Below are 26,849 nucleotides of genomic sequence, written 5' to 3'. Positions count from 1 at the left end.
CTCGCGCGCGCGGCCGACGCGGGCTCAGAGGTTGACCCACTCCGTGGTGCCGCCGGCGAGGTGCTGGCGCTTCCAGATCGGCGTGCGCTCCTTGATGCGGTCGACGAGCAGCGCACACGCGGCGAACGCCTGGGCGCGATGCGGGGCGGCGACGGAGGCCACGAGCGCGACGTCCCCGACGGTCAGCGCCCCCACGCGGTGCGCGGCCGCGATGCGCAGGCCGGTCTCGCGGGCGACCTCCGCGCACGTCTCGCGCAGGAACCGCTCGGCGTCGGGGTGCGCCTCGTAGTCGAGCGCCGTGACCGCCTCACCGTGGTCGTGGTCGCGGATGACGCCCTCGAACGTGACGAGCGCGCCATCCTGCCGCGACCGCACGAACGCCTCGATGGCGACACGGTCGAGCACCTCGCTCGTGACGAGCGCGAACACCTCGGGGTCAGGCATGCGGGGCGCCTCCGTGCTCGAGGCGGTCGGCCTCGCCATGCCCCGGCTCGCTCTCGGCCGGGCGCCCCGGCGCCGCCGCGCCGCGCGCATCGTGTCCCTGTTCGCCGGCGGCGTCCGCACGCGGGTGCCGTCCGCCGCGCGGCGCATGATCGCCGCCGGCGACCTGGTCGAGCAGGTGCGGGAGCAGCCCGTCGAGCACGGCGAGCCCGTCGGCGACGCCGCCGCGGGACCCCGGCAGGTTGACGATGATCGTGCGGCCCGCGACCCCGGCGAGCGCCCGGCTCACGGCAGCCGTCGGCGTCGCGGCACGGCCCTCCGCCCGGATCGCCTCGGCGACGCCTGGCAGTTCCTGGTCGAGCACCGCGCGCGTGGCCTCGGGCGTGCGATCGTGCGGGTTCACCCCCGTGCCGCCCGTGGTGAGGATGACGGCGGGACGCTCGGCGACCGCGGCGCGCAGGGCGCCGGCGATCTCGGCGTCGGCGACGATGCGCGGCGGCTCGGCCTCGAGGTCGTGCCCGGCGAGCCACTGCGTGATGACTGGTCCGGTCTCGTCGGCGGCAGTGCCGGCGGCGGCGCGCGTCGAGGCGACGAGGACGATCGCGCGACGCGACGCCGCGGCATCCGTCACCTCGGCCACCGCCGGCGACTGGGCCGCACCCGACGCCGCGTCATCGGCCCGCCACACGCCGCGCTTGCCGCCGCGCTTCTCGACGAGGCGGATGCCGCCGAGCCGGGCCGCCGGGTCGACGGCCTTCACCATGTCGTGCAGCGTGAGTCCCGCGATCGCCACCGCGGTGAGCGCCTCCATCTCGATGCCGGTCTTCGCCGTCGTCGACGCGGTCGCCCGGATGGTGACCGCCGCCTCCTCGAAGGCGAAGTCGATCGACACCGCGTCGAGCGGCACGATGTGCGCCAGCGGGATGAGCTCGCTCGTGCGCTTGGCGCCCGCGATGCCGGCGATGCGCGCGGTGGGCAGCACGTCGGCCTTCTTCAGCCGGTCGCCGCGCACGAGCTCGACGACCTCGGGCGTGGTGTCGAGGCGTCCCTCGGCGATCGCGACACGGTGGGTGACGGGCTTGGCGCCGACGTCGACCATGCGGGCGCGGCCGTCGTCGTCGAGGTGCGTGAGCTCGCTCATAGGTCCACGGTATCCACGAGGTCGCCCGCGTCGAGCGACGTGACCTTCTCGGGCACGACGATGAGCAGGTCGGATGCCGCGAGTGCCGCGACGAGGTGCGATCCGGGTCCGCCCACCGGTAGGGCCGTGCCGTCGGGCGTGCGGCGGCCACGGAGGACCTGTCGACGCCCGGGGATCGACGTGATCGCCTCGGCGAGCGGCATCCGCTCGGATCGGGCCGGCGGGAGCCCGGCGATGGCCCGCAGCGAGGGTGCGACGAACAGCGCGAACGACAGTTGGGTGCTCACCGGGTTGCCGGGGAAGCCGATGAGGGGAACGCCGCGGTACACCCCGGTCGCCTGCGGCCCGCCCGGCTGCATCGCGATCGAGCCGACCCATGCACCGAGCGGCTCGATCAGCTCGCGGACGACCTCGTAGGCGCCCTGGGAGATGCCCCCGCTCGTCAGGATGAGCTCGACACCGGCGTCGACGGCGGCATCGAGCTCGGCGCGGAGGCGGTCGACGTCGTCGCGGACACGCGCCGTGTGCGACATGACCGCACCGGCCGCCCGCACCGCCGTGACGAGCGCCACGCCGTTCGCGTCGGGGACCTCACCCGGGCCGAGCCGCTCGCCCGGCGCCACGACTTCGCTGCCGGTGCTGACGACGGCGACCCGCACGCGTTCGCGGACGAGGAGCTCGGCCAGGCCGGATGCCGCGGCGGCGGCGAGGTGCCGGGACTCCAGCCGGATCCCCGCGGGCAGCACGTCGGCGCCGGCGGCGAGGTCGGATCCGGCCTCGCGGACGTACTCGCCCGCAGCGCGCGCACGGAGGATGCGCACGGTCGACCCGCCGTCCGTCGGCTCGGTGTCCTCGACCGGCACGACCGCGTCGGCACCGTCGGGCACCTGGGCGCCGGTCATGATCCGCACCGAGGTCCCGGGGGCGAGCGCGCCCGGCGCACCCGGCGCCGCGGCGACCTCGCCGACGACGGGCAGCGCGACCGCGGCGTCGGGCGAGGCACCCGCGACGTCGGCCGCGCGCACGGCGAATCCGTCCATCTGCGCATTGCGGAACGGCGGCAGGGGGATCGGCGACTCGACCGGCGATGCCGTGATGCGCCCGAGCGCCTCGTCGAGCGGCACCCGTTCGCTGGGCCGGGCACCGAGCGACGCGAGCAGCGACCGCACGAACCGCGCGTGCTCGTCGACGGCGATGCGCTCGCCCATCAATAGCGCTCCACGCTCGCGTCGACGTCGCGCGACCACGCGTCGATGCCCCCCGCCAGGTTGCGCACCTCCGCGAAGCCGATCGACGCGAGGTGCTCGGCCGCGAGGCGCGAGCGCACCCCGAGGTGGCAGTACACGACGACGGATGCCGCGGGGTCGAGCTCGCCCGCGCGCCCGCCGAGCTCGTGCAGCGGGATCAGCGTCGAGCCGGGGATCGCGGCGAGGTCGGCCTCCCACGGCTCGCGGACGTCGAGCAGGACGGGGCGGGCGTCGGAGGCGAGTTCCGCAGCGAGGGTCGTCGCGTCGATCTCGGGGATCTGCTGCGGGGTGCGAGGTCCGGGGTCGGGGGGTCTCGGCACGGCTGCCGGACGGCCGCCTCGATCGCCGGCATCACCTGCATCACCGGAACCGGACGTGTCGCGGGCGTACGCGATCTCGCGCGTTCGACCCGTGAGCGCGTCGTACACCGCGACCCGCCCGACGAGCGGCTCGCCGATGCCCGTGAGCAGCTTCAGCACCTCGCCCGCCATGAGGCCGCCCGTCACCGTGCACACGCTCGGCAGGATCCCGTCCACCTCGCAGCTGAGGCCGCCGTCGGACGGCGGCTCGGGGAACAGGTCGCGGTACGAGACGCCCCGCGCCTCCCACGAGACACCGACCTGCCCGGAGAACCGGGCCGCGGAGCCCCACACGAGCGGGATGCCGGCGCGCGCTGCGGCGGCGTCGGCGACGTACAGCGTGAGGAGGTCGTCGGTCCCGTCCACGACCACGTCGGCGTCGGCGAGCAGTTCATCGGCGTTGCCCTCGTCGAACCGGAGCATGAGCCCGCGCAGCACGGCATCCGGAGCAAGGAGGGCCGCGGCATCCGTCGCCGAATCGACCTTCGGGCGCCCGAGGTCGGCATCGGAGTGCAAGGTCTGGCGGTGCAGGTTCGTCACCTCGACGCGGTCGTCGTCGACGATCGTGATGCGGCCGATGCCGGACGCCGCGAGCGGCGGGATCACGGCGGACCCGAGTCCGCCCGCGCCGAGGACCACGACGTGTGCCGCGGCGAGCCGCTCCTGCCCGTCGGTGCCGAAGCCGGGCAGCACCCGCTGCCGCGCGTACCGGCGTGCGCCGGGATCGATGGCCGCCATGCCTCGATTCTCGCAGCACTCTGGGCGAGCGCCGCCGGGCATAGCGCGCGCGATGATATCCGCGCAATGCCTGACCCTTTCTCAGCAATACGGCGTAGCGTTATCCCATGGCCCACGGGGCCGGTGCTGCGACGAGTCGCCGAGCCGACCCCGGGCGCCTGACCGAACGGGGTCGCCACGAGCGGCCCGCACTGCGCCAGCGTCACGAGGGGTCGAGATGAGCCGCACGACCGAGGGGCCACCGGGATTGGACGACCGCGACGGCCACCACTCCTTCGCGAGCCTGCTGCGGTCGATGGTCCCGCAGCGGCCCCGGTTCATGCGTGGCCCCCGCATCGACGACGGCGTGCGCTCGCCGGTGATCCGCACCGAGCGACTCGTGCTGCGGCCGCACCGCCTGGCCGATGCCGACGCGTGGTACGCGCTCCAGTCCGATCCGCGCGTGGTCGAGCACCTCTCGTGGCCGCTGCGCACGCGCGCCGAATCGTTCGTGCACCTCGCCCATCGCACGCGGCACACGCGCCTCGAGCAGCTCAACGACTTCCTCGCGCTCGCCGTGCTGCTCGACGGCCGGCTCATCGGGGACGCCTCCCTGCACCTGCGCTCGCTCGACCACGCCGACCGGAGGGTCGACGTCGGCTGGGTGATCGGCCCCGACTGGCAGGGCCGCGGGTACGCGCGCGAGGCGGCCGAGGCCATGCTCCAGCTCGCATTCGAGCGGCTCGGCGCGGTGCACTGCGAGGCGCACATGACCTGGGGCAACGCGGCGTCGAAGGCGCTCGCCGAGCGCCTCGGCTTCGAGGAGGCACCGGGCCACGGCGAGGAGCGCATCATGGTGCTGACCGCCGAGCGCTGGCGAGCGTCGCGCGGGCACGTCGGCGGTCCGCCCTCCGACTCCCACTGACCCGCATCCGCGGCTACGATTGCGGAATGGAGACGCATCCGCGGAGCGGGGCATGACCCGGTTTCGCATCAGCGAGGCCGCCGCGCTGCTCGGCGTGAGCGACGACACCGTGCGCCGCTGGGCCGACCAGGGCCGCCTCGAGCTGGGCCGCGGCGCCAACGGCATGCAGGTGGTCGAGGGCGCCGAACTGGCACGGCTCCTCGCCGAGCAGCCCGAGGGCGGCGCGCTCGCCGATGCCTTCCCGCTCGCGCGCGCCTCGGTGCGCAACCGCTTCGTCGGCCTGGTCACCGCGGTGCAGCGCGACGGCGTCATGGCGCAGGTCGAGCTCCGAGCCGGGCCGTTCCGCATCGTCTCGCTGATGAGCCGCGAGGCCGCCGACGAGCTCGGGCTCGAGCCCGGCGTACTCGCGGCCGCGAGCGCCAAGGCCACGGTCGTGTCGGTCGAACTGCCGCAACGGGCCGACCCGTGAGGCGGATCTCGCGACACGCCGCCGCACTCGTGCTCGCCGCCGCCGCACTCGCCGTGGCCGGGTGCGCGCCCGCCGCCGGCGACGGTGGCAGCGCCGCACCGGCGGCCCCGGAGTCCGAGGAGCTCGGACCCGCCACGCTCACGGTCTTCGCCGCCGCCTCGCTCACGGACGCCTTCGAGGAGCTCGCCGCCCGCTTCGAGGAGCGCAACCCATCGGTCGAGGTCGCGCTGAACTTCGGCGGCAGTGCGGCGCTCGCGCAGCAGGTCGTCGAGGGCGCCCCGGCCGACGTGTTCGCCGCCGCCGCAGAGCCGCCGATGCAGACGCTGGTCGACGCGGGCCTCGTCGACGACGCCGTCGTGTTCGCGACCAACACGCTCGAACTGGCGGTGCCCGCGGGCAACCCGGCCGGAGTCACCGGGCCGGCCGACCTGGCGCGCACCGAACTCCGGATTGCCCTGTGCGACCCGTCCGTCCCGTGCGGCGCCGCATCGGCGACCCTGCTCGACGCCGAGGGCGTCGTGGCGGCACCCGACACGCTCGAGTCCGACGTGAAGGCGGTGCTGACCAAGGTGTCGCTCGGCGAGGTCGACGCGGCGCTCGTCTACCGCACCGACGTCCTCGCGGCGGGCGACGCGGTCGAGGGCATCGAGGTCCCGGCCGCGGCATCCGTCGTCAATCGCTACCCCGTCGCGGCGCTCGCGACCGCACCGCAGCCCGACGCCGCCGACGCGTTCGTGGCGCTCGTCACCGGCGCGGACGGCCGGGCGGTGCTCGACCGCCTGGGGTTCGGCGCGCCGTGAACCGCTCATCCGCCCGGCTCGCCTGGCCGGTCGCGGTATTCGCGGTCGTCGGCCTCGCGGTGCTGGTCCTGCCCCTTGCCGCCCTGGTCGTCCGGGCGCCGTGGGCGGAGCTCCCCGAGCTCATCGCACGTGAGTCCGTCCGCGAGGCGCTCGTGCTGTCGGTCGTGACGGCCGGCCTCGCCACGGCGCTCTGCCTCGTGCTCGGCGTGCCGCTCGCGGCACTGCTCGCGCGGGCCGCCGCCTGGCCGACGCTGCCGCGACGCCTGCTGCGCGCTGCCGTCACGGTGCCGCTCGTCCTGCCGCCGGTGATCGGCGGCATCGCGCTGCTCCTGCTGCTCGGGCGCCGCGGGCTGCTCGGCGGTCCGCTCGCCGACGCGTTCGGGGTGACCATCCCGTTCACCTCGGGCGCGGTGGTCCTGGCGCAGGTGTTCGTCTCGCTGCCGTTCCTCGTCTTCGCCGTCGAGGGCGCCCTGCGGTCGGCGGACCGTCGCACCGAGCTCGCGGCGGCCACGCTCGGCGCGTCTCGGTGGCAGGTGTTCCGGCACGTGACGCTCCCCCTCGTCGCGCCGGGTGTCGCCGCGGGCGCGGTGCTGTGCTTCACACGCGCGATGGGCGAGTTCGGCGCGACCATCACCTTCGCCGGATCGCTGCCCGGCGTGACCCGCACCCTGCCGATCGCGAGCTACCTCGCGATGCAGACCGATCCCGACGAGGCCGTGGCCCTCGCGCTGCTGCTGCTCGCCGTGTCGATCGGGGTGCTCCTCGGGCTCCGCGACCGCTGGCTTCCGGGGGTGCGCGGATGACGCCCGCCGGGCCGTCGACGGCGGCGCATCCGGTCCTCCGGGCCGACGTGGCGGTCACGCGCGGCGCGCACAGCGTCGCGGCGGCGTTCGACGTCGCGCCGGGACATCCGCTCGCCGTCATCGGCCCGAACGGGGCCGGCAAGTCGACGCTGCTGGCGGCGATCGCGGGGCTCGTGTCGCTCGACGCGGGTCGGGTGCGGATCGGCGACCGGACCATCGACACGCTGCCGCCCGAACGGCGTCGCGTGGGCGTCGTCTTCCAGGACCACGTGCTGTTCCCCCACCTGAGCGTGCGCGACAACGTCGCCTTCGCCGCCCGGATGCGCGGCGGTTCGCGGGCCGCCGCCCGCGCCGCGGCCGGGCCGTGGCTCGAGCGCTACGGGCTGGCGGCCCTCGCCGACCGGCTGCCGGGCGAGCTGTCGGGCGGGCAGGCGCAGCGCGTCGCCCTCGCCCGCGCGCTCGCCGCCGAGCCCGACGTGCTGCTGCTCGACGAGCCGATGTCGGCACTCGACGTCGAGGTGCGCGCGGGCATGCGCGCCGAGCTCGCGGCGCACGTGCGCGAGTTCGGCGGCGCAACGGTGCTCGTGACGCACAGCCGCGCGGATGCCGCGGCGCTCGCCGACACCGTGCTCGTCCTCGAGGACGGAGCCGTCACGCAGCGCGGCACGCTGGCCGAGCTCGCCGCCGAGCCGGCGACGCCCTACGTGCGGCGCATGCTCGCGGCACCCGGCGACTGAGCCTCATGCCCGACGGCGCGAGCGCGTCATCGCGGCGTGTCGAGGTGCACCTCGAGCGGCTCGGCCTCGGCGATGTCGGACCAGGACCAGGCGGCGAACCGGAACTCGGCCACGCCGCACGTGGGCATGTGCTCGATGTCGCCCGAGAGCCGGTTGGCGAGGTCGGACATGCCGGGATCGTGCGCCACGACGAGCACGGTCGTGAGCTCGTCGTCGACCTCGGCGACGACGGAGAGGATCGTCTCGGGCGAGGACCCGTAGAGCCGCTCGTCGAGGGCGAGCACGCCGTCGGCTGCGCCGAGCTCCTCGGCGATCGCCTCGGCCGTGCTGCGGGCCCGCACCGCAGTGCTGGACAGGATCGCATCGGGTGCGATGCCTCGCTCACGGAGCCGGCGACCCATCTCGGGCGCATCGTGTCGGCCGCGATCGTTGAGCGGGCGATCGTGGTCGGCGAGCGTCGGGTCGCCCCACGCCGACTTCGCGTGACGGACGAGGACGAGCGTCTTCATGCGCCGAGTCTGCCACCCTCCTGGGACGACGGCACCTTCCGAAGCGCGATTCCCGCCGCGAACTCGAGCACGCACAGCGCCGCCAGGCGGACGGTCCGGCCGTCGGGCGCGTCGGTCGTCGCGTCGATCTCGACGAGGTCGGCGCTGCGCACGCGGCGGTCGGATGCTGCGGCGCGGACCAGTGCGCGGAGCTCCCACGCCGTCAGGCCGCCGGGGACCGACGCGGGGCAGGCGGGTGCGACCGAGCGGTCGCACGCGTCGACGTCGACATCGAGGTGGATCGGGCCGCCGGCGGCGCCCGCGATCAGCAACGCCTCGGCCATGAGCCCGACGAGCTGCCGATGGTGCAGCTCGTCGCGGTGGACCACCGTGATGCCCAGCTCCTCGGCCCGACGCGCGTAGGCGGCGGAGTTCGCGAAGTCCGCGATGCCGATCTGCACGATGCGGCGCGGGTCGAGGCCCGCCTCGATGAGCCGTCTCACGGGCGAGCCGTTCGACACCCCGTCGCGCAGGTCGTAGTGGGCGTCGATCGTCACCAGCCCGGCGCGCGACAGGTCGTCGCCCCACGCGCCGAGCGCGGTCGCCACGGTCACGGAGTTGTCGCCGCCGAGCGCGACGAGCGCCTCGGAACGGGCGAGCGCCTCGGCGACGCGGGCGCGCGTGCGCGCTTCACCCGCCTCGCCGTCGGGCTCGTCGATGTCGCCCGCGTCGGCGTACGCGAGCGCACCGAGGTCGACGACACCCGCCGGGCGCGCGCCCGGCGGGCCGAACTCGTCCCTCGAGCGGTCGGGCACGAGTGCCGGGCTGTACCGCCGCAGCGCCTCGCGGATAGCGGCCGGCGTCGCGTGCGCGTTCGTGGGCGAGAGCGACGTGCGCGACGCCGGCACGCCGAGGATCGCAAGGTCGGCGCGGACGCCGTCGGCGAGCGCCTCGAGCGCGGGCCAGTCGCCCGCGCGGGGCCAGAGCGGGTCGTGCGAGAGGGCGGGGCCGGTCATGTCCCGAGGTTAGCGAGGCGGATGCTGCGCCGCCCGTCCGTGCGCCGCGTCGCGTCCGCGATCCCGGACGTGCCGGCGGTCAGGCCCGGAGCGCCGACACGAGCTCGCGCTCCCGATCCGCGCCGAGGCCCGCCCGGCGGGCGCGGTCCAGGCCCGCCTCGCGCTCCCACGCGAGCGCATCGACGAGGAGGTCGCGCGTGGAGCGCACCTCGAGACCCTCCCGCACCGCCGCCGCGTTCGATCGGTCGAGGAACGCGTTCCAGGTCGGGTCCGCGATCCAGAGCGGCAGCGAGTCGGGGCCGGCCCACTCGGCGACCTCCAGCGCGGCGAGCCGGTCGGGGGATGCCGCGACGAGCTCGCCGCCGTGCCCGCCGACCACGCGTGACATCGCGAGCCAGTCGGCGAACGTGGTCCGATCGCCGACCGCGTTGAACGTGCCGACCAGCCGCTGCTCGATCGCATCGAGCACGAACCGGACGAGGTCGCGCACGTCGATGACCTGGACCGCGGAGCCGGGGATGTCGGGCACGAGCATGGGCGCGCGGTCGCGCGCCGCGCGGGCGACCCAGTAGCCCGCACGGTCCGAAGGGTCGCCCGGCCCGCCGATGAGGCCGGGCCGCACGACGAGGAGGCGCTCCGGCGCCGCGTCGCGCCACGCCGCCTCGCACGCGACCTTCGCCTCGCCGTAGGTCTCCGGCGTGGACTCATCCGCGTCGAGTCCGGGGAGCAGCTCGGCCGACTCGTCGGCCCCGGGCTCGTCGTGCCGCGCGTAGACGCTGCACGAGGAGATGAACGTGACGTGTGCGGCGTCCGCCGCGAGTGCGGCGGCGGCCCGGCGCGCATGGCCGGGTTGGCGCGTGAGGTCGACGACGGCATCCCAGTGACGCCCGGTCACGGTGGCGTAGGCGGCCGTCCCGGGCGCGTCACGGTCGGCGACGATGAGCTCGGCTCCCGGTGCCGTCGCTCCCGCCTCGCCGCGCGCGAGGCACGTCACGCGATGTCCGCGAGCGATCGCATCCGCGGCGAGCGCGCGTCCGAGCCACTGGGTTCCACCGAGGATGAGCACGTCCATGCCCGTCATCCCAGCACGCGGCCGCACCCGAGCGCGCGCGTGTTCACGCAGCGCGAACCCGGAGGGTGCGGCGGCGCGTCGATGCGGGAATGATGATCGTGTCCTCGCGGTTGTGCAGTAATACCCCCTAGGGGTATATTCGGCGGCAGAGGCTCGGAGGTCACGATGGTTGCGCACCACCCCCACGACGGCGGCTCGACGGAGACCGGGCACGACACGCACGCCGGGCACGACACGCACACCGGCCACGACGCGCACGGACACGACACGCACGCCGGCCACGCGGCATCCGTCACGACCACCCCCGCGGCCGCCGCCCACGAGCACCACGACCACGCGCCCGCCGCCGCGGGCCACGATGCGCATGCCGGCCACATGGACCACGCCGGCCATGGCGGGCACGGCGACCACGTCGCCCGGTTCCGCCGGCTCTTCTGGATCATGCTCGCCCTCGCGATCCCGACGATCGGGTTCAGCGCGATGTTCGCCGACCTCCTCGGCTACCAGCTGCCCGACAACCCGATCGTGCAGTGGATCCCGCCCGTGCTCGGCTCGGTCATCTACTTCTGGGGCGGCTCGCCGTTCCTCACGGGCGCGGTGTCGGAACTGCGGGCGCGCAAGCCCGGCATGATGCTCCTCATCGGCATGGCGATCACCGTCGCGTACGTCTCATCGCTCGGCGCGAGCCTCGGGTTCCTCCCCCACGACCTCGACTTCTGGTGGGAGCTCTCCCTCCTCATCGTGATCATGCTGCTCGGCCACTGGCTCGAGATGCGCTCGCTCGCGGCGACCTCCTCAGCGCTCGACGCGCTCGCCGCCCTCCTGCCCGATGAGGCCGAACGCGTGACGGATGCCGGGGTCGAGATCATCGCGCCGTCCGACCTCGCGCTGGGCGATATCGTGATCGTCCGTCCCGGCGGGCGCGTGCCCGCCGACGGCGAGGTGGTCGACGGCACCGCCGCGATGGACGAGTCGATGATCACGGGCGAGTCCCGCACCGTGAGCCGCGGCCCCGGCGACCACGTCGTCGCGGGCACGGTCGCCACCGACACCGCCATCCGCGTCCGGGTCGGCGCGATCGGCGACGACACCGCGCTCGCCGGTATCCAGCGCCTCGTGGCGCAGGCGCAGGCATCGAGCTCGCGTGCGCAGCGCCTGGCCGACCGCGCGGCCGGCTGGCTGTTCTGGTTCGCGCTCGGCGCCGCCGCGATCACCGCGGTCGCCTGGGCGCTCGTGGGCCTGCCCGACGAGGGCGTCATCCACACCGTGACCGTGCTCGTGATCGCGTGCCCGCACGCGCTCGGCCTCGCCATCCCGCTCGTGGTGCAGATCGCGACCGAGCGCGCGGCGCGCGGCGGCGTGCTCGTGACCGACCGGCTCGCGCTCGAGACCATGCGCACGGTCCAGGCGGTGCTGTTCGACAAGACCGGCACGCTCACCAGGGGCGAGCCCGCGGTGACGGATGCCGCGCCCGCGCCGGGCCACGACCTGTCCGAGGTGCTCGCGCTCGCCGCGGCCGCCGAGCACGACTCCGAGCACCCGCTCGCGAAGGCCATCGTCGTCGAGGCGGGGCGCCGCGAGCTCGTCCTGCAGGCGGCATCCGGCTTCGAGGCGTCGGCCGCGGTCGGCGTCACCGCCGACGTCGTCGGCCGCACCGTGCACGTCGGCGGCCCCGGACTCCTCGCCCGCGAGGGGCTCGCGCCGCTCCCCGAGTCGGCGGCGTGGGCTGAGCGCGGCTCGACGGTGCTGCACGTCGTGGTCGACGGCGAGGTCGCGGGCGCGATCGCGCTCGCCGACGAGATCCGTCCCGAGTCGCGCGAGGCTGTCGACGCGCTGCACGCCGTCGGCGTCCAGGTCGTGATGATCACGGGCGACGCCGAGCCGGTGGCCCGTACCGTCGCCGAGCAGCTCGGCATCGACCGGGTCTTCGCCGGCGTGCGGCCCGAGGACAAGGCCGCCAAGGTCCAGGAGCTCCAGCGCGAAGGCCTCTCGGTCGCGATGGTCGGCGACGGCGTCAACGACGCGCCCGCCCTCGCGCAGGCCGACGTCGGCATCGCGATCGGCGCCGGCACGGATGTGGCGATCGCCTCGGCCGGCGTCATCCTCGCGTCGAGCGACCCGCGTTCGGTGCTCTCGGTGATCGAGCTGTCGCGCGCGAGCTATCGCAAGATGAAGCAGAACCTCTGGTGGGCCGCAGGCTACAACCTGGTCTCGGTTCCGCTGGCGGCCGGCGTGCTCGCGCCGATCGGGTTCGTCCTGCCGATGTCCGTGGGCGCCATCCTGATGTCGCTCTCGACGATCATCGTGGCGGCCAACGCGCAGCTGCTGCGACGCCTCGACCTGCGACCCGAGGCGTCGGCCCGGGCGGCACTCGAGCGCGCACGCTGAACGCGGGCGAGTCGGACCGGGCGGGCACACGTCCGGTCCGCCTCCGCGCCGCGCGTCCCACGGCGTAGGGTCGATCCATGGATGCCGAGTCGATCGCCGTGCTCGTGACGGGAGCGGAACGCCGCCTGCTGGAGCCCGAGGTGCGGCGTGATCCGTCGGCCCTCGAGGACCTGCTCCACGAGTCGTTCCGCGAGATCGGGCGGAGCGGCCGGATGTGGACGCGCGACGAGCTCATCGACGTCATGACCGGCCCCGATGCCGTCGACGTGCAGTCGGCCGTCGTCACGGGCGAACGGGTCGAGCTCGTCGCACCGGACCTGGCGCTCCTCACCTACACGCTCGACGCCGACGGCATGCGCAGCCGTCGCAGCTCGCTCTGGCGGATCGGCGGCGACCGCCCGCGCATGCTGTTCCACCAGGGGACGCCGCTCGGCCCGCACGTCGGCTGACGCGCGCACGGCGAGGGTGGTCAGCGGCGAGCGGAATCGGCGGTGGGATCGGATCGCGTCAGCGGCGTCCGCCGATCGACCTCGTTCTCGATCGTGAAGGTGGCCAGCTCGGGCCGATAGCGGTCGTCGGCATACGACAGCGGGCGTCGGGCGGAGTCGAAGGTGATGCGGCGCTCGCGCAGAAGCGGGCTGCCCTGCCCGACCCCGAGCGCCTCGGCGTCGAGGGGATTGGCCGCGACGGCGTCGATCGTGTGACGGGCGCGGCGCAGGTCCACGCCCTTGCCGATCAGGTGCTCGTGCAGCGATCCTCGGTCGGGATCCATGTCCTCGAGCAGCACGCCGATCGCGGGCGCGAACGACGTGCGCTCGACCATGGTCGGCACGTCGTCGAGCATTCGCACCCGAACGACCTGCACGACCGACGCGCCCTCATCGAGGCCGAGGAAGCCGGCGACCGTCGACGGGGCGTTCCGGCTCGCCGCCTCGATCGTGCGTTGGCCGGGGGTCTTGCCGATGGCGCGGGCCCACACGGTGAACGATGAGAACGTCGAGAACGGCTGGGTCGGCACCACGCGCCCGACCATGGGTGCGCGTCCGCGCCCGCCGACGACGTACCCCTCCTCGCGCAGCACGGCGAGCGCGCGCCGCACCGGTCCTCTGGACGTGCCGAACTCGCGGCAGAGGGCCGCCTCGCTGGGCAGGCGCATCCCGGCGGGCCAATGGCCGCGCCCGATGCGCTCGCGGAGCACATTCGTCACCCGCTCGTGGAGCAGCACCTCGCTGGACATGCCTCCGACCGTACGGAGTCCACCGCGCCCCGGCGGTGGGCGGGACACGTCGCGCAGGTGAAGGTTCGGTGAACCACAGGCGACGCGTCAGCCGAGGTCTGCGACCCGGGTACGATCCGGCCGGGCCGATGGTCCCTCGCGTTCGGGTGGGTCAGGCCGGCGAGCTCCCGGATGGCGCGGCGTGCGCCTCCTCGACAGCGGCGGCCTCGCGCTCGGCCCGCTTCGCCGCACGCTTGGCCCGCCGCCGCTCGCGTGACCCCTCCACGAGGTCGTACAACGCGGGCAGCACGAGCAGGGTGAGCAGGGTCGACGAGAGCAGGCCGCCGATCACGACGAGGGCGAGCGGCTGCGAGATGAACCCGCCGCTGCCCGTGATCCCGAGCGCGAGCGGCAGCAGCGCGAAGATCGTCGCCAGGGCCGTCATCAGGATGGGCCGGAGACGCCGCGACGCGCCATGCAACAGCGCATCGCGCACGGTCATGCCCCGCTCGCGGTACTGGTTCACGAGGTCGATGAGCACGATCGCGTTCGTCACGACGATGCCGACGAGCATGAGCACGCCGACCAGTGACGCGACGCCGAGCGGGATGCCGGTGATGATCTGCAGCAGGATGGCGCCCGTCGCCGCGAACGGCACCGAGACGAGCAGCAGCAGCGGCTGCAGCAGCGAGCGGAACGTCGCGACCATCACGACGTAGACGATGAGGATCGCGGCGAGCAGCGCGAGGCCGAGCTGCGAGAACGACTCCTGCTGGTCGGCCGTGACGCCGCCGAGCGACGCGGTCGTGCCGGCGGGCAGCTCGACGGCCGACACCGCCTGCTGCACCTGGCCGCTCGCGGTGCCGAGGTCGTCGCCGGCCGGCGTTGCCGCGACCGTCGCGCTGCGCAGGCCCTTCACGGTGGTGACGGTCGCCGGGCCGTCGACCTGGGAGACGGTGGCGAGCTGGTCGAGCCGAACGGGACCCGCCGGCGTCGGGACGGGGAGCGCCTGGAGTTCAGCGACCGACGCGGGCGGCGTCTCGCCTGCGAGGTAGATCGTGAGGGTCTGCTCCTCGATCACGATCGAACCGGCCGCCTGCGGCTGCATGGCCGCCGACACGATCCCGCCGAGTGCGACCTCGGAGAACCCGGCCTCCGCGGCCTTCGCGCGATCGACCTGCACGGCGATGTACGGGCGCGACTGCTCGAGGTTCGAGGTCACCTGGCTGAGCGAATCGAGGTCGGCGAGCTCGGCGACGACGGCATCGGTCGCCGCCGCGAGGTCCTCGGCGTTCGACGCCGTGATGTCGACCTCGATGTCGTTCGAGGCGCCGAAGCCGCTCTGCGCCGAGACGGTCACCTCGCCGACGTCCTCGAGGTCCTCGAGCTCGGCGCGGACCTCGGCCTGCAGCGCATCCTGGTCGGCGTCCTCGTCCGTCGTCACGTTGTAGGTCACCGACGATCCGCCGGCGCTGAACGCCGCCAGCACACCGCGTGCGGTGGATCCGATCGAGGTCTGCACGGTCTCCACGCCCTCGACACCGCGGATGGCCTCCTCGACGGGCACCGACGCGGTCGCCATGTACTCGAGGCTCGAAGCGACCGGGAGTTCCTGCACCACGCGGAACGTGTTCTGCCCGCTGGATCCGAGGAAGTTCGTCTTCATGAGCGGCGCGAGCGCCACCGTTCCGGCGAGCACGAGCACCGCGACGATGATCGTCACCGCGGCATGGCGGAGCGTCCAACCCAGGATCGGCAGGAACCCCTTCTGCAGGCGCGAGGGGTGCTCGAGCTCGTCGACGGGGGCGGCCGCCGCACCCGTGGCCGGCCGCGGCGCAGCATCCGGTGTCGGCTTGGGACGCAGGCCCGTGCTGCCGTCGGCGTCGCGGAGCTCGGGAGCGAGCCACACCTCGTCGACGAAGGCGGCCTCGGCCGCGGCATCCGCCTCGGTCTGGCCCGGACGGGGCTTGGCGGGCTTCAGGAACCAGTACGCGAGCACCGGCACGATCGTGAGCGCGACGAGCAGCGAGGCCAGCAGCGCGATGGTGACGGTCAGCGAGAAGGGCCGGAAGAGCTCCCCCGTGACGCCCTCGACGAGCGCGATCGGCAGGAACACCGCGACGGTCGTGATGGTCGATGCCGTGATGGCGCCGGCGACCTCGCGCACCGCGTGCACGATCGTCGGGGCCTTCTCGACTCCCGCGACGAGGTGCCGCTTGATGTTCTCGATCACGACGATCGAGTCGTCGACGACACGACCGATGGCGATCGTGAGCGCACCCAGCGTGAGGATGTTCAGGGTGTAATCGGCCGCCTGCAGCCCGATGAACGTGATGAGCACCGAGGTCGGGATCGAGATCGCCGTGACGAGCGTCGCGCGCACCGACATGAGGAACACGAGGATCACGAGCACCGCGAACAGCAGGCCGAGGAGCCCCTCGACCGCGAGCGACTCGATCGACCGCTCGATGTAGGGCGCCTGGTCGAACACGACGGTGAACTCGGCGCCCGGGTTCGTGGTGTCGAGCGACGACTGCAGGTCGGGCAGCGCGTCGCGCACCGCGTTCGAGACCTCGACCGTGTTCGCGGCGGGCAGCTTGGTCACCGAGATCGCGAGGGCCGGCTCGCCGTTCACGCGCGAGATGCTGGCCTGCGGGTTCTCGGTGAGCGAGACGGATGCCACGTCGCCGATGGTGAGCGCGACGGAAACCACGGCGGGTGCCTCGGCACCGAGGTCGGAGCCGAGGTCGGACCCGGTGCCCGCATCCGTGCCGGTGTCGGTGCCCGGGATCTCGCCCGTCTCGCCGTCGGGCGCGCCGGGGAGCTCGCCGTCGACGCCGTCGACGGGCGCGGGCTGCGTTCCGCCGATGATCGGCAGGGCCGCGATGTCCTCGACGCTGCCGAGGCGCGTGCCCGCCTGCACCGCGAACGTCGAGTCGCCCTCGGTGATCTCGCCGGCGGGCAGCAGCACGCCGCTCTGCTGCAGCGCGTCGCGGATCGCCTGGCTCGTGAGGCCATAGGTCGCGAGCTGCGCCGGGTCGGGCGTGATGACGACCCGACGTCCTTGGTCGCCCACGAGGGCGGCGTCGCGCACGCCGTCGATGTCGCGGATCTCGGGCAGCGTCGTGCGGGTGAGCTCGTCGGAGAGCGTGGCGGGGTCCTCGGCGCCCGTGACGGCGACGGCGAGCACGGGGAGGTCGTCGAAGCTGAACGCGACGACCTGCGGCTCGACGTCCTCGGGCAGGTCGGGTGCGACGCGGTTGACGGCAGAGAGCAGCTTCTGCTCGGCGAAGGCGAGGTCGGTGCCGAACGTGAAGCTCGCGGTCACGCGCGAGATGCCGGTCGAGCTCGTGGTGGACGTGGACTCGAGGCCGGTGATCCCCTGGATCGCCGTTTCGACGGGTGTCGAGACGTCGGCGTCGACGACGTCGGGCGACGCCCCGGGGTAGGCGGTGATGATCGTCAGCTGCGGCAGCTGGATCGACGGCGCCAGTTCCTGCTTGAGTCCGTTCAGCGCGATGCCGCCGAAGATGGCGACGACGACGGTGACCAGGGCGATGAGGGCGCGGTTCCGCATGCTGAGCTTCGCGAGCACGGACATGAAGTCGATTCTCGCAGCGGCGGAGACCGTCCGGATCACGGAACGCTGTGAACGGCGGGACGGCGAAATGAGACGACCGCGGCGCGCGCCGCGCGTCAGACGACCGCGGCGAGCACGCTCTGGTCGGGAACCGGCGTCCGTGCGAGCGAGCCCCACGCCCGCCGCAGCGCCTGCACCGCGGCATCCGTCGCCTCGGCCGAGTAGCAGATGGGCAGGCGCAGGAAGCGCTCGAACGCCCCGTCGATCCCGAACCGCGGCCCTGCCGCGACGATGAGCCCGTGCGAGCGGGCCGCGAGCGCGAGCTGCGAGCTCACCGGCGCGCCGAGGCCGACCCACGTGACGATGCCGCCGTCGACGTGCGGCACGTGCCACTCGGGGAACGCGTCGGCCAGGAGGCGCTCGAGATGGTCGCGACCGGCGCGCAACTGCTCCCGACGCAGGTCGAGGATGTCGTCCATGCGGCCGAGGAGGCGCGTGACGACGAGCTGCTCGAGGATCGGCGTGCCGAGATCGCCTGGCGAACGCACCGCGAGGAGCTTGCGGATCAGCGGACGGTCGGCGCGGATCCATCCGACGCGCACGCCGCCCCAGACGGTCTTGCCGACCGAGCCGACCATCACGGCGGGCCCGTACGCGGCGAGTGGCTTCAGGTCGAGGCCGCGATCGATGTCGAGCTCGGCGGTCGTCTCGTCGGCGATGACGACCGTGCCCTGGCGCGCGGCGGCGTCGAGCACTCGCTCGCGGGCCTCTGCATCGAGGGAGCGACCGGTGGGGTTGTGGAAGTCGGGCATGAGGTACGCGGCGACGGGGTTCGCGTGCCCGATCGCGCGCACGAGATCGGCCGCCTCGTCGGTCGTGCCGAATCCCTCGGGACCGGCGTCGTGCGGGGCGGTGGCCACGGTCACGAGGCGGGCGCCCGCGTTGCGCAGCGCCTCGTACGCGTGCGGGTACGTGGGCGCCTCGATGAGCGCGCGATCGCCGCGCCCGACGAGCGCCCGCGAGAGCAGTGCGATCGCGTGCTGCGCGCCGATCGTGACCATGATCTGCTCGGCATCGGTGGGCAGGCCCCGGGCGGTGTAGCGCTCCGCGATCGCCGCGCGCAGCTCGGGGATGCCGATCGGGTCGAAGCCTGGGTCGCCGAGGTGCGCCGGCAGGTCGTCGACGGCCTCGCGCGCGACATCCGGCAGCCATGGCAGCGCGGGCAGCGCGGCCTTCGAGAAGTCGATGTACTCGGCGGCGGGCGGCGCGGGCAGGATCGCCGGCGCTCCGGGCAGGCGAGCCACGCTGCCCGAGCCGCGCACGCTCCGGAGCAGGTCCTGGTCGCGCAGCTCGCGGTACGCGGCGGTCACGGTCGTGCGGCTGAGGCCGAGCCGCTCGGCGAGCTCGCGCTCGGCCGGCAGCCGCGTGTCGACGGGAATGCGCCCGTCGAGCACGAGCAGCCTGATGCGGTCGGCGAGCGCGCGGTAGGCGCTGCCGCCGTCGCCCCGCCAGTCGCCGAGCAGGGTGTGCAGGGCGCGGGCGCTCATCGTCGCATCCATCGTGCGAGCCACTGTAGCCCGATTGGCTCTTTGCGGAAAGGCCAATCTCAAGATTGGATTGCTTGCATGCCACGCCTCGCCCGTCTCCGCTCGATCGCCGCCCGGACCCGCACCAGCGACCCCGCGCCGGTGTTCGCGCGGCGACTGGTGCAGCTGCTGGTCGGCCTCGCCCTGTACGGGCTCGGCATCGCCCTGATCGTGCGCGGCGAACTCGGCGTCGCGCCGTGGGACGTGCTGACCCAGGGCATCGCCAAGCAGACCGGACTCGGCTTCGGACTCATCACGGTGCTCACGAGCGGCGTCGTGCTCCTGCTGTGGATCCCCCTCCGGCAGCGGCTCGGGTTCGGCACGGTCATGAACGCGCTGCTCGTCGGCCCCTTCGCCGACCTCTCGCTGTGGCTGATCCCGACCGGACTGGACCTCTGGGCGCGCATCCTCATGCTGTTCGGCGGCATCGTCGTGCTGGCGATCGCCACGGGCCTCTACATCGGCGCGCATTTCGGCCCGGGCCCCCGCGACGGCCTCATGACCGGCCTGCACCGTCGCACCGGATGGCGGATCTGGATCGTCCGCACGGGCATCGAGCTCGCGGTGCTCGGCACGGGTTTCCTCCTCGGCGGCAACGTCGGCATCGGCACGCTCGCGTTCGCGCTCCTCATCGGCCCGCTCTGCGGGTGGGCGATCCCGCTCTTCGCGGTCAGGCGACCGACGGATGGCGCGGCGCAGCGCAGCGTCGGACGCCGCGACGTCCTGCACCCCGCTACCGAGCCCACCCCGGCCGTGTGAGGTGCCGCTTCGGCCGGGTCCCGCGAGCGGGTGCCCGGCGGAAGCGGCAACCCGACGCCCACCCGGATGACGCGCTCAGTGGCCGAGCAGCCGCAGGGGCCGCTCGACCACCGGGCGCGCTACAGGTTGCGCTCGGCGTACGCGGTCATCGCGTCGCGCACGAACGCGGCGCCGTCGGTGCCGCCGTAGTTGGCCGCGAACCGGTCGTCGGCCACGTACATCTCGGCCAGCCCGAGGAAGTACTCCTTCGTCGGGCCGCCTGCGCCGCCGCCGGGCGTGCCCGGGATGCCGCGCAGCCAGTCGAACTGCCGCTGCGCGAGCGCCTGGGCCTCGTCGCCGTCGGGGTCGATGCCCCGCTCGGCCGCGGCGATCCAGTCGCGCCCGAGGGACGCGGCGCGCTCCTGCCACGCGGCGCGCTCGTCGTCGCGCATTCCGCGCCACCATGCGTCGCTCTTCGCGTACGCGTCGCGGCCCCAGCGCTCCTCGACCTCCTCGCGGTACTGCGTGTGGTCGAAGCCGTCGAACATCTCCTTCGCCATGATCTCCTCACCTCCTTCCAGTGCCTCGATGGTGCGTTCGACCGATGCGACCTGACGGGCGAGCCGGTCCTGCTCCTGCCGCAGCCACGCGAGGTGGCCGGCGAGGGCGCGCGACTCGTCGCGCTGTCCGTCGAGCACCTCGGCGATCGCCGGCAGCCCGAGTCCGAGCTCGCGCAGCAGCAGCACCCGCTGAAGCTTCACGAGCGCGGCCCGGTCGTAGTACCGGTAGCCGTTGCCGCCGACCCGGCTCGGCTCGAGCAGCCCGATGTCGTCGTAGTGACGCAGCGTGCGGCTCGTCGTGCCGGCCAGCTTCGCGATGTCCTGGATCGACCAGTCCATCGACAGCTCCCTTCTCGTTCGCCTCGGTCGAATCCCACCGTAGAAGTTGACGCAACGTCAAGGTCAAGCGGATGTCGCACCCGCCGCCGAAGCCGAGAACGCGATATATCTTGACGACGGTCCGTACGCGATATATCGTGAATTCGAACAGACGCGATATATCGCGAACGGCGCCGGGAACCGGCGCACGGCGCGCCATCCGCCCGCCGCAGAACGAAGGAGAACCGAATGGCCATCGAGAAGTGGGTCGTGAACCCCGGGGAGACCAGGGTCATCGACCTCGAACTCGTCCGCAAGCTCAAGGTCAGCCTCATCGGCGGCAAGGTCGACGTCATCGCGCACGACGAGCCCGGAGCGCGCGTCGAGGTGTCGAGCGTCACCGGCAAGGACCTCATGATCCAGATCGACGGCGACTCGCTCGAGATCGACCACCCGCAGCTGCGCTGGGACAACTTCGTCGAGGTGTTCAAGGGGTTCACGGGCAGCGCGAGGGCCGAGGTGTCGATCCTCGCCCCGCGGCACATCGCGATGAAGCTCGGCGTGGTCTCGGGCGACGCGCTCGTCTCGGGCTTCGACAACGACGGCAAGTTCAGCTCGGTCTCCGGCGACCTCGTCATCGACAACCACGCCGGCGACATCGAGTGCTCGAGCGTCTCGGGCGAGGTCTCGGTCGGCGACCACACCGGCCGGGTCACGGCGCACACCGTCTCGGGCGACGTGACCGTCACCGGCGAGGTCGGCTCGTTCAAGGCCGACACCGTCTCGGGCGACATGATCCTCGACGTGCGGGGCACGCCCGGCCGTGTCGACACCAACACCGTCTCGGGCGACCTGACCCTGCGGTTCGACACCGGCAGCGGTGCCCGCTATCGCGTGAACACGGTCACCGGCCGGCTGCTGCTCGACGACACGCAGATCAAGGGCACCCTGGGCAAGGGCTTCGAGCGGGTGACGGGCGAGCTCGTGGGCACCTGGCTCGACCTCGGGGCCAACAGCGTCTCGGGCAACATCTCGGTCATCCGCCGCCAGCCGGCGACCGCGCCCGCCGACTCCTCCGAGGCGACGGCATGACCCCGCCCGTCTTCGCCCACGGGAACCTGCGCCTCTACCTGCTCGCCCTGCTCGAGGAGCAGCCCCGCCACGGGTACGAACTGATCCAGGCCCTGTCCGACCGGTTCGGCGGCACCTACTCGCCGAGCGCGGGCACGATCTACCCGCGCCTCGCCAAGCTCGAGGAGGAAGGGCTCGTGACCAAGCGGACCGACGGCCGCAAGTCGGTGTACGAGATCACCGACGCCGGTCGCGCCGAACTCGAGTCGCGTCGGCACGAGCTCGACGCCATCGAGGACGACGTGACCGACTCGGTCCGCCGGCTCGCCGAGGGCGTACGCGCTGAGGTCGACTCCGCGATGCGGACGCTGCGGGCCGAACTGGCGAACGCCGCCCGCGAGGCGCGGAAGGCGGCGAGCACCGAGCCCGCCACCCCGCAGCCGAATGCCGAGTCGACCCGGGCCATGCACGAGGCCGACCTCGCGATCACCGAGTTCCGCCAGCAGCTGCGGCTGGAGTTCCGCAACCAGGCCAACCGAGGCCGGGTCAACGGCGACACCGTGTCGCTGCTGCGCACGCGGCTCGCCGACGTCCGCGCCGAGGTGCTGCAGGAGCTCGCCCGGAGCTGACCCGCCACCCGATCGAACCAGGATGCCGCCGGCACGGGATGTCGGCGGCATCCGCTTGGCTGGGGTGATGATCGACGTCTCGCTGCGCCCCTGGTCCGTCGACGACCTCGACCTGCTCCGGCGCGCGAACGCGCCCGAACTCACCGCGCACCTCGGTGGTCCCGAGACCGACGAGCAGGTCATCGCGCGACACGCGCGCTACGCGAAGGGCCGCCTCGACGGCAGCGCCTGGATGTCAGCCATCGTCACGCCCGACCACCCCGAGGGCGTGGGCACGATCGGGTTCTGGCCGCACGAGCACCACGGGCGCGCCGGATTCGAGGCCGGGTGGACGGTCCTCGCCGAGCACCAGGGCCGGGGCATCGCGCGCGCGGCGCTGCAACTGCTCGTCGACGAGGCGCGCGCGGTCGACCCGACTCGCGAGCTGCTCGCGTTCCCCCGGGTCGACAACGCGCCGTCGAATGCGATCTGCCGTCGCATCGGGTTCCGGCTCGAGGGCGTCGAGGAGTTCGAGTACCCGAAGGGCACCTGGCTTCCGTCGAACGTCTGGGTGCTGCCGCTCAGCGGCGCGCCGACCGCGTAGCCTCGACGCGTGCTCCCCTACCTCGCGGTGTTCGCCGGCGGCCTGATCGGCACCGGCCTCCGGTTCGCGGCCGATGTCGCGCTGCCGCACCCCGACGACGGGTTCCCCTGGTCGACGCTCATCGTCAACCTCGCCGGCACCTTCGCGCTCGGCTGGCTCGCCGGGGGCCTGTGGACGCGTCCGTCCACGCCGGCGTGGCTGAAGGCGGGCATCGGATCGGGCGTGATCGGCTCGTTCACCACCCTGTCGGCCGTGATGGCGTCGCTCACGATCCTCGGGCGCGAGGGCGAGGCCGCGCTGGCGGCCCTCTACCTCGCCGTCTCGCTGGTCGCCGGCCTCGCGCTCGCCGTCGGCGGGCTGAAGGTCGGATCCTCACTCGCCAATCGGCCGATGCCCACCGAGGTCACCGACGACGGGGCGACGCTGTGAGCCCGCTCGTGGTCGGGGCGCTGCTCGTCGCCGGGGCGGTGGGCGCCGTCATCCGCTACGCGCTGTCGCGCGCGTATCCCGTCCGGCCGGGGCACCTGCCCGGCGGCATCCTCATCGTCAACGTCGCGGGCTCGCTCGTGGCCGGCGCCGTCATCGGTCTCGCCGAGCGCGCGGCGGTCTCGGACGACGTGCGACTCATCCTCCTCACGGGCTTCTGCGGCGGGCTCACGACCTTCAGCACGTGGTCCGTCGAGACCATCGAACTCGCCGACGGAGGGCGGTGGCGGGCCGCGATCCTCAACGTCGTCGTGACCCTCGTCCTCGGCCTCGGAGCGGCCGTCGCCGGTTACGTGATCGCACGCTGAGCGGGCCCCCGCCTGCACCCTGCGCCCGATGCGGCGCGGACACGAGCGCGACGCCGCCTAGAGGATGGCCATGATCTGCCGGGCGATCATGCGCCCGGCACGGTTCGCGCCGATCGTGGACGCCTGCGGCCCGTAACCGGCGAGGAAGATCCGCGGATCCTGCCACGCGGCCCCCTGGCCCACGGTCACGCCACCCGCCCTTTCGCGGAGCTTGAGTGGAGCGAGGTGACGCAGCTCCGGGCGGAACCCCGTGGCCCAGATGATCGCGTCGGCGCGCGCCGAGGTGCCGTCGTTCCAGACGACCCGGGCGCCCTCGATGCGATCGAACATCGGCCGTGCCCGGAGGAGCCCTCGCTCGATGCCGGCGGCGATCCGTCGGTTCTTGGGCACGCCGGTGCCACTCACGACGGAGGGCAGCGCTCGCCCGGCCCGGGCGGCCTCGTCCTGCCGGGAGACGGCGGCCGACGCGCCCTCGAGGTCGAGCTCCTGGCGGTCGAGCCAGTCGATCGGCCGACGCGAGACCCAGGTCAGGCCGGCTGTCACGGCCTCGAGCTCGAGCATGAACCCGATCGCCGAGGTGCCGCCGCCGACCACCACGACGTGCTGGTCGCGGAAGTCCTCGGCCGAGACGTAGTCGGAGGTGTGGACATGCCGCCCGGTGTATTCGGCCATGCCGGGATAGAACGGCACGAACGGCGAGCCCCACGTTCCCGTCGCGTTCACGAGGAACTGCGTGCGCACCTCGCCGCTGGGCACGGCCGGCGACTCGGGCTCCTGGAACGTCCGGCGTCGGCGCGCGAAGAACCCGCGCGTCTTCAGATCCTCCAACGGCTGCGGGCTCAGGTCCTCGAACTCGATGCGCAGGTCGGCGCCGTCGTTCGAGACGCGCCGCACGTTGATCGGTCGGTGCACTCGGAGGTCGAAGTGCTCCTCGAACCGGCCGTAGTAGTCGGCGACGACCTCCTTGGCGGGCAGGGACCGGTCGGCGGTCTCGAAGCTGAGGCCGAGGTCGCCCATGCCGGGCAGGTCGTTGACCCGGTGCGCCGTCCCGAGGCGCAGGGACGACCAGCGATGCTGCCACGCGCCACCCGGCCCGGGTGCGCGGTCGAGCATGACGAAGTCCTCGTCGGCGACGAGTTCGAAGCGCCGCAGGTAATAGGCGACCGACAGCCCCGCCTGTCCGGCGCCGATCACCGCGACCTTCACGCGGTCGGGGATCGCATCCACCCGTCTATCCCACCATGTCCGGAGGGGTCCGGATGCCACGCCGTCGAAGCCTCCACACGGCCTCCGGGGCAACCGAGTCGGGCCCGCGGCGGTGGTAAACTACCAGCCGGGATTGTTCATATCAGAAAGAGCCGGGTGACGACCATCCCACCCGGCCAGACGTCGTAAGGGGGTCACGCATGGGGCGCGGCCGTCAGAAAGCCAAGCACACCAAGGTCGCGCGGGAGCTGAAGTACTTCAGCCCTGCGACCGACTACAGCGCGCTCGAGCGCGAGCTCACGGCTTCGAATCACGACCACGACGACGAGGTGTCGAAGTGGGCCGAGTACACCGACGACGACTCCTACGTGCCCGACGACGGCACGCACCGCTCCTGAGTCCCAGCCCTCCCCGCCGGCTGTCGCAACGCGACGGCACGCGTTTCACGCGCGCCGCAGCATCCGCCTGAGCCCGAGCCCCGTCAGCAGGGCGACCGTGCTCGCCATGAGCACGCCCGCGATCCCGAACGCGGCGAACATCATGGCCGGCGGCGTCGACTCGTCGACGAATGGCGACGGCAGGAACGTGAACGCGAGGCCGACGAGCCAGGCGCACATGTTGAGCGGCACCCACCGCCACGCACGAGAGACGCCGGCGCGAGCGAGCACCGGGAACTGCGCGGTGGGGATCGTCGCGAGCAGCACCAGCCCGGCGACGCCCACGCCGGCCCAGGTCACGGGTGAACCCCAGTCGATCGCGACCCCGAGGTCGGCGAGCGACGACGGCAGCATCCCGATCGACCAGGCGACGGATGCCGCGACCGCCGTCGCCGCGACCCAGCGGCCGGCGGGCACCTCGGCGCTCGACCCGCGCAGGCCGATCGACTGGCCGAGCCCGAGCAGCGCGCCCTCGCCCGCGCCGAACACGACCAGCAGCAGCCAGGCACTCCACGCGTCGAGGCCGAGCATCCCGGCGAGCGCGAAGCCGGTCACCGGGATCAGGAAGCCGAGGCTCTCGCCGAGCACGGTGAAGCCGACCCACCGGCCGAGCGAGAAGCGCGCGGTCCGGTCTGATCGCGCCGGTGCGGCGGTGTCGACGTCAGGACGATCCGGGGCCGTCATGCGACGAGCGTAGGTCGATCGACGCCGCGACGGGCGGCCGATGGTCCTGCCACTACCCCGCCGGGAGCGAGGCGGACCTCGTCAGGTCGCGTCCCGCCAGCGCGCCGCCTCGTCGGCGAACTGCTCGAGCTCGGCCAGCGTGCCGCCGACCGTGATGGCGCGGAGCACGAGCTCGTCGACCACGTCGTAGGACGAGAGCGACGCACCGCGATCGATGGTCGCGTCGATCGGACTCACGCCGAGGCGTGCGAAGTTGGCCGCGTACGACGAGTACGACCCGTACCGCGCGGCCTCGCGCTGGAGCGCCGCGCGCGCCGCGCCGTCGACGATCGTGCGGACGTACAGGACCCCGCGCACGGCGCCGGCCCGGTCGCCCGCATCCCGCCGCAGGTCGTCCATCGCGTGGCCCGCCGCGGTCGGGGTGAGCCAGTTGAGCACGACGGCGTCGGCCTCTTCGGCGGCGAGCCGGCGCATGTGCGGACCCAGCGCGCCGACGGCGATCGCCGCGTCGGTGCGGGCGCGGAGGTCGGCGATCCCCTCGGCCACGATCGCGAGCGGCCGGCGCGCGACGCCGGATCCGATGCCGATCGTCAGCCGGTCGGCGGGCAGTCCGGCGACGTCGAGCTTCTCCACCGGACGGCGGTCGAGCGGGATCACGCCGGTCGCGAGTCCGAGCCGTTCGGTGACCTCGGCGGCCGCACGCAGGCCCGCGAGCGAGTCGCCGCCCGGCACGTCGTTGAGCCAGAGCGCGTCGAACCCGAGCCGTTCCAGGCGCGGCGCGAGCGCGCGGAGGATCGCGGCATCCGTGGTGCCGGGCAGTCCGAGCGAGAGCGCGGCGCGCACG

The 26,849-nt window shown here is 73.6% G+C and carries 28 protein-coding genes; 14 read left to right on the top strand and 14 right to left on the bottom strand.

What is annotated here, in order from left to right:
* Positions 1 to 24 precede the first annotated feature (24 nt).
* Genes ACFQ58_RS04120 through ACFQ58_RS04105 form a run of 4 tightly spaced genes read right to left on the bottom strand, consistent with a single transcriptional unit; the run spans position 25 to position 3,926 of the window.
* Positions 25 to 444: a molybdenum cofactor biosynthesis protein MoaE gene (locus tag ACFQ58_RS04120; RefSeq protein WP_376949780.1), complete on the bottom strand. Its 420-nt coding sequence runs from the start codon at positions 442 to 444 to the stop codon at positions 25 to 27.
* Positions 437 to 1,582 (bottom strand): bifunctional molybdenum cofactor biosynthesis protein MoaC/MoaB, encoded by a 1,146-nt coding sequence (gene moaCB, locus ACFQ58_RS04115; RefSeq protein WP_376949779.1) that lies wholly within the window; start codon positions 1,580 to 1,582, stop codon positions 437 to 439. Before moaCB ends, ACFQ58_RS04120 begins: the two co-directional genes overlap by 8 nt.
* Positions 1,579 to 2,790, bottom strand: a complete 1,212-nt coding sequence (gene glp / locus ACFQ58_RS04110; protein ID WP_376949778.1) for a gephyrin-like molybdotransferase Glp — start codon at positions 2,788 to 2,790, stop codon at positions 1,579 to 1,581. Before glp ends, moaCB begins: the two co-directional genes overlap by 4 nt.
* Positions 2,790 to 3,926, bottom strand: a complete 1,137-nt coding sequence (locus ACFQ58_RS04105; RefSeq protein WP_376949777.1) for a ThiF family adenylyltransferase — start codon at positions 3,924 to 3,926, stop codon at positions 2,790 to 2,792. Before ACFQ58_RS04105 ends, glp begins: the two co-directional genes overlap by 1 nt.
* 217 nt (positions 3,927 to 4,143) lie before the next feature.
* On the opposite strand from ACFQ58_RS04105, the gene ACFQ58_RS04100 reads away from it, so the two are divergent.
* Genes ACFQ58_RS04100 through ACFQ58_RS04080 form a run of 5 tightly spaced genes read left to right on the top strand, consistent with a single transcriptional unit; the run spans position 4,144 to position 7,639 of the window.
* A complete protein-coding gene (locus tag ACFQ58_RS04100) occupies positions 4,144 to 4,830 on the top strand; it encodes a GNAT family N-acetyltransferase (protein WP_376949776.1) in 687 nt (228 codons plus the stop codon).
* A 52-nt stretch (positions 4,831 to 4,882) separates the two neighbouring features.
* A complete protein-coding gene (locus ACFQ58_RS04095) occupies positions 4,883 to 5,299 on the top strand; it encodes a molybdopterin-binding protein (protein ID WP_376949775.1) in 417 nt (138 codons plus the stop codon).
* A complete protein-coding gene (modA, locus tag ACFQ58_RS04090; RefSeq protein WP_376949774.1) occupies positions 5,296 to 6,099 on the top strand; it encodes a molybdate ABC transporter substrate-binding protein in 804 nt (267 codons plus the stop codon). The genes ACFQ58_RS04095 and modA overlap by 4 nt, the downstream gene beginning before the upstream one ends.
* Positions 6,096 to 6,902 carry an ABC transporter permease gene (locus tag ACFQ58_RS04085; RefSeq protein WP_376949773.1) on the top strand — a complete coding sequence of 269 codons (807 nt, stop codon included), beginning with the start codon at positions 6,096 to 6,098 and terminating at the stop codon, positions 6,900 to 6,902. The genes modA and ACFQ58_RS04085 overlap by 4 nt, the downstream gene beginning before the upstream one ends.
* On the top strand, positions 6,899 to 7,639 hold the full coding sequence (locus ACFQ58_RS04080) for an ABC transporter ATP-binding protein (RefSeq protein WP_376949772.1): 741 nt from the start codon (positions 6,899 to 6,901) through the stop codon (positions 7,637 to 7,639). The genes ACFQ58_RS04085 and ACFQ58_RS04080 overlap by 4 nt, the downstream gene beginning before the upstream one ends.
* Before the next feature lie 26 nt (positions 7,640 to 7,665).
* Here the strand turns inward: ACFQ58_RS04080 and ACFQ58_RS04075 are convergent, their stop codons facing one another.
* The 3 genes from ACFQ58_RS04075 to ACFQ58_RS04065 form a co-directional block, all read right to left on the bottom strand.
* Positions 7,666 to 8,148: a SixA phosphatase family protein gene (locus tag ACFQ58_RS04075; RefSeq protein ID WP_376949771.1), complete on the bottom strand. Its 483-nt coding sequence runs from the start codon at positions 8,146 to 8,148 to the stop codon at positions 7,666 to 7,668.
* Positions 8,145 to 9,143 (bottom strand): arginase family protein, encoded by a 999-nt coding sequence (locus ACFQ58_RS04070; RefSeq protein ID WP_376949770.1) that lies wholly within the window; start codon positions 9,141 to 9,143, stop codon positions 8,145 to 8,147. Before ACFQ58_RS04070 ends, ACFQ58_RS04075 begins: the two co-directional genes overlap by 4 nt.
* Positions 9,144 to 9,222: 79 nt before the next feature.
* Positions 9,223 to 10,215, bottom strand: coding sequence for an NAD-dependent epimerase/dehydratase family protein (locus ACFQ58_RS04065; RefSeq protein WP_376949769.1), 993 nt, complete (start codon positions 10,213 to 10,215; stop codon positions 9,223 to 9,225).
* A gap of 165 nt (positions 10,216 to 10,380) precedes the next feature.
* On the opposite strand from ACFQ58_RS04065, the gene ACFQ58_RS04060 reads away from it, so the two are divergent.
* Together ACFQ58_RS04060 and ACFQ58_RS04055 are read left to right on the top strand one after the other, a co-directional pair.
* Positions 10,381 to 12,603: a copper-translocating P-type ATPase gene (locus ACFQ58_RS04060; RefSeq protein ID WP_376949768.1), complete on the top strand. Its 2,223-nt coding sequence runs from the start codon at positions 10,381 to 10,383 to the stop codon at positions 12,601 to 12,603.
* A gap of 77 nt (positions 12,604 to 12,680) precedes the next feature.
* Positions 12,681 to 13,052, top strand: coding sequence for a DUF4440 domain-containing protein (locus ACFQ58_RS04055; RefSeq protein WP_376949767.1), 372 nt, complete (start codon positions 12,681 to 12,683; stop codon positions 13,050 to 13,052).
* A gap of 20 nt (positions 13,053 to 13,072) precedes the next feature.
* On the opposite strand, the gene ACFQ58_RS04050 is transcribed toward ACFQ58_RS04055, so the two are convergent.
* The 3 genes from ACFQ58_RS04050 to ACFQ58_RS04040 form a co-directional block, all read right to left on the bottom strand.
* Positions 13,073 to 13,840 carry a GntR family transcriptional regulator gene (locus ACFQ58_RS04050; RefSeq protein ID WP_376949766.1) on the bottom strand — a complete coding sequence of 256 codons (768 nt, stop codon included), beginning with the start codon at positions 13,838 to 13,840 and terminating at the stop codon, positions 13,073 to 13,075.
* 151 nt (positions 13,841 to 13,991) lie between these two features.
* Positions 13,992 to 17,420, bottom strand: coding sequence for an efflux RND transporter permease subunit (locus ACFQ58_RS04045; RefSeq protein ID WP_376949765.1), 3,429 nt, complete (start codon positions 17,418 to 17,420; stop codon positions 13,992 to 13,994).
* 95 nt (positions 17,421 to 17,515) lie between these two features.
* Positions 17,516 to 18,946, bottom strand: a complete 1,431-nt coding sequence (locus tag ACFQ58_RS04040; protein ID WP_376949764.1) for a PLP-dependent aminotransferase family protein — start codon at positions 18,944 to 18,946, stop codon at positions 17,516 to 17,518.
* Between the two features lie 78 nt (positions 18,947 to 19,024).
* Here ACFQ58_RS04040 and ACFQ58_RS04035 point away from each other — a divergent pair, with 78 nt between their 5' ends.
* Entirely contained in the window at positions 19,025 to 19,744 is a 720-nt protein-coding gene (locus ACFQ58_RS04035) for a YitT family protein (RefSeq protein WP_376949763.1), read from the top strand.
* 119 nt (positions 19,745 to 19,863) lie between these two features.
* On the opposite strand, the gene ACFQ58_RS04030 is transcribed toward ACFQ58_RS04035, so the two are convergent.
* The gene (locus ACFQ58_RS04030; protein ID WP_376949762.1) at positions 19,864 to 20,622 is read right to left on the bottom strand and encodes a MerR family transcriptional regulator; all 759 of its coding nucleotides are present in this window, start codon (positions 20,620 to 20,622) and stop codon (positions 19,864 to 19,866) included.
* 228 nt (positions 20,623 to 20,850) lie between these two features.
* Between ACFQ58_RS04030 and ACFQ58_RS04025 the strand changes: the two genes are divergently transcribed.
* The 5 genes from ACFQ58_RS04025 (at position 20,851) to crcB (ending at position 23,678) form a co-directional block, all read left to right on the top strand.
* Positions 20,851 to 21,693 carry a DUF4097 family beta strand repeat-containing protein gene (locus tag ACFQ58_RS04025; RefSeq protein ID WP_376949761.1) on the top strand — a complete coding sequence of 281 codons (843 nt, stop codon included), beginning with the start codon at positions 20,851 to 20,853 and terminating at the stop codon, positions 21,691 to 21,693.
* Entirely contained in the window at positions 21,690 to 22,301 is a 612-nt protein-coding gene (locus ACFQ58_RS04020; protein ID WP_376949760.1) for a PadR family transcriptional regulator, read from the top strand. Before ACFQ58_RS04025 ends, ACFQ58_RS04020 begins: the two co-directional genes overlap by 4 nt.
* 67 nt (positions 22,302 to 22,368) lie before the next feature.
* Positions 22,369 to 22,884 carry a GNAT family N-acetyltransferase gene (locus tag ACFQ58_RS04015; RefSeq protein WP_376949759.1) on the top strand — a complete coding sequence of 172 codons (516 nt, stop codon included), beginning with the start codon at positions 22,369 to 22,371 and terminating at the stop codon, positions 22,882 to 22,884.
* A gap of 9 nt (positions 22,885 to 22,893) precedes the next feature.
* Positions 22,894 to 23,313 (top strand): fluoride efflux transporter FluC, encoded by a 420-nt coding sequence (locus ACFQ58_RS04010; protein WP_376949758.1) that lies wholly within the window; start codon positions 22,894 to 22,896, stop codon positions 23,311 to 23,313.
* On the top strand, positions 23,310 to 23,678 hold the full coding sequence (gene crcB / locus ACFQ58_RS04005; protein ID WP_376949757.1) for a fluoride efflux transporter CrcB: 369 nt from the start codon (positions 23,310 to 23,312) through the stop codon (positions 23,676 to 23,678). Before ACFQ58_RS04010 ends, crcB begins: the two co-directional genes overlap by 4 nt.
* Positions 23,679 to 23,735: 57 nt before the next feature.
* Here crcB and ACFQ58_RS04000 read toward each other — a convergent pair whose 3' ends face one another.
* Positions 23,736 to 24,905 carry an NAD(P)-binding domain-containing protein gene (locus ACFQ58_RS04000; protein WP_376949756.1) on the bottom strand — a complete coding sequence of 390 codons (1,170 nt, stop codon included), beginning with the start codon at positions 24,903 to 24,905 and terminating at the stop codon, positions 23,736 to 23,738.
* A gap of 179 nt (positions 24,906 to 25,084) precedes the next feature.
* Between ACFQ58_RS04000 and ACFQ58_RS03995 the strand changes: the two genes are divergently transcribed.
* Entirely contained in the window at positions 25,085 to 25,282 is a 198-nt protein-coding gene (locus ACFQ58_RS03995) for a DUF3073 domain-containing protein (protein WP_376949755.1), read from the top strand.
* Between the two features lie 45 nt (positions 25,283 to 25,327).
* Here ACFQ58_RS03995 and ACFQ58_RS03990 read toward each other — a convergent pair whose 3' ends face one another.
* Both ACFQ58_RS03990 and ACFQ58_RS03985 read right to left on the bottom strand, forming a co-directional pair.
* The gene (locus tag ACFQ58_RS03990) at positions 25,328 to 26,005 is read right to left on the bottom strand and encodes a hypothetical protein (RefSeq protein WP_376949754.1); all 678 of its coding nucleotides are present in this window, start codon (positions 26,003 to 26,005) and stop codon (positions 25,328 to 25,330) included.
* Between the two features lie 81 nt (positions 26,006 to 26,086).
* Positions 26,087 to 26,848, bottom strand: coding sequence for an LLM class flavin-dependent oxidoreductase (locus ACFQ58_RS03985; RefSeq protein ID WP_376949753.1), 762 nt, complete (start codon positions 26,846 to 26,848; stop codon positions 26,087 to 26,089).
* Position 26,849: the final 1 nt, after the last annotated feature.

Origin of the sequence: Agromyces sp. NPDC056523, assembly GCF_042794545.1 — a bacterium.
Lineage (GTDB): Bacteria > Actinomycetota > Actinomycetes > Actinomycetales > Microbacteriaceae > Agromyces.
This window is presented reverse-complemented; position numbering and strand designations above follow the sequence as displayed.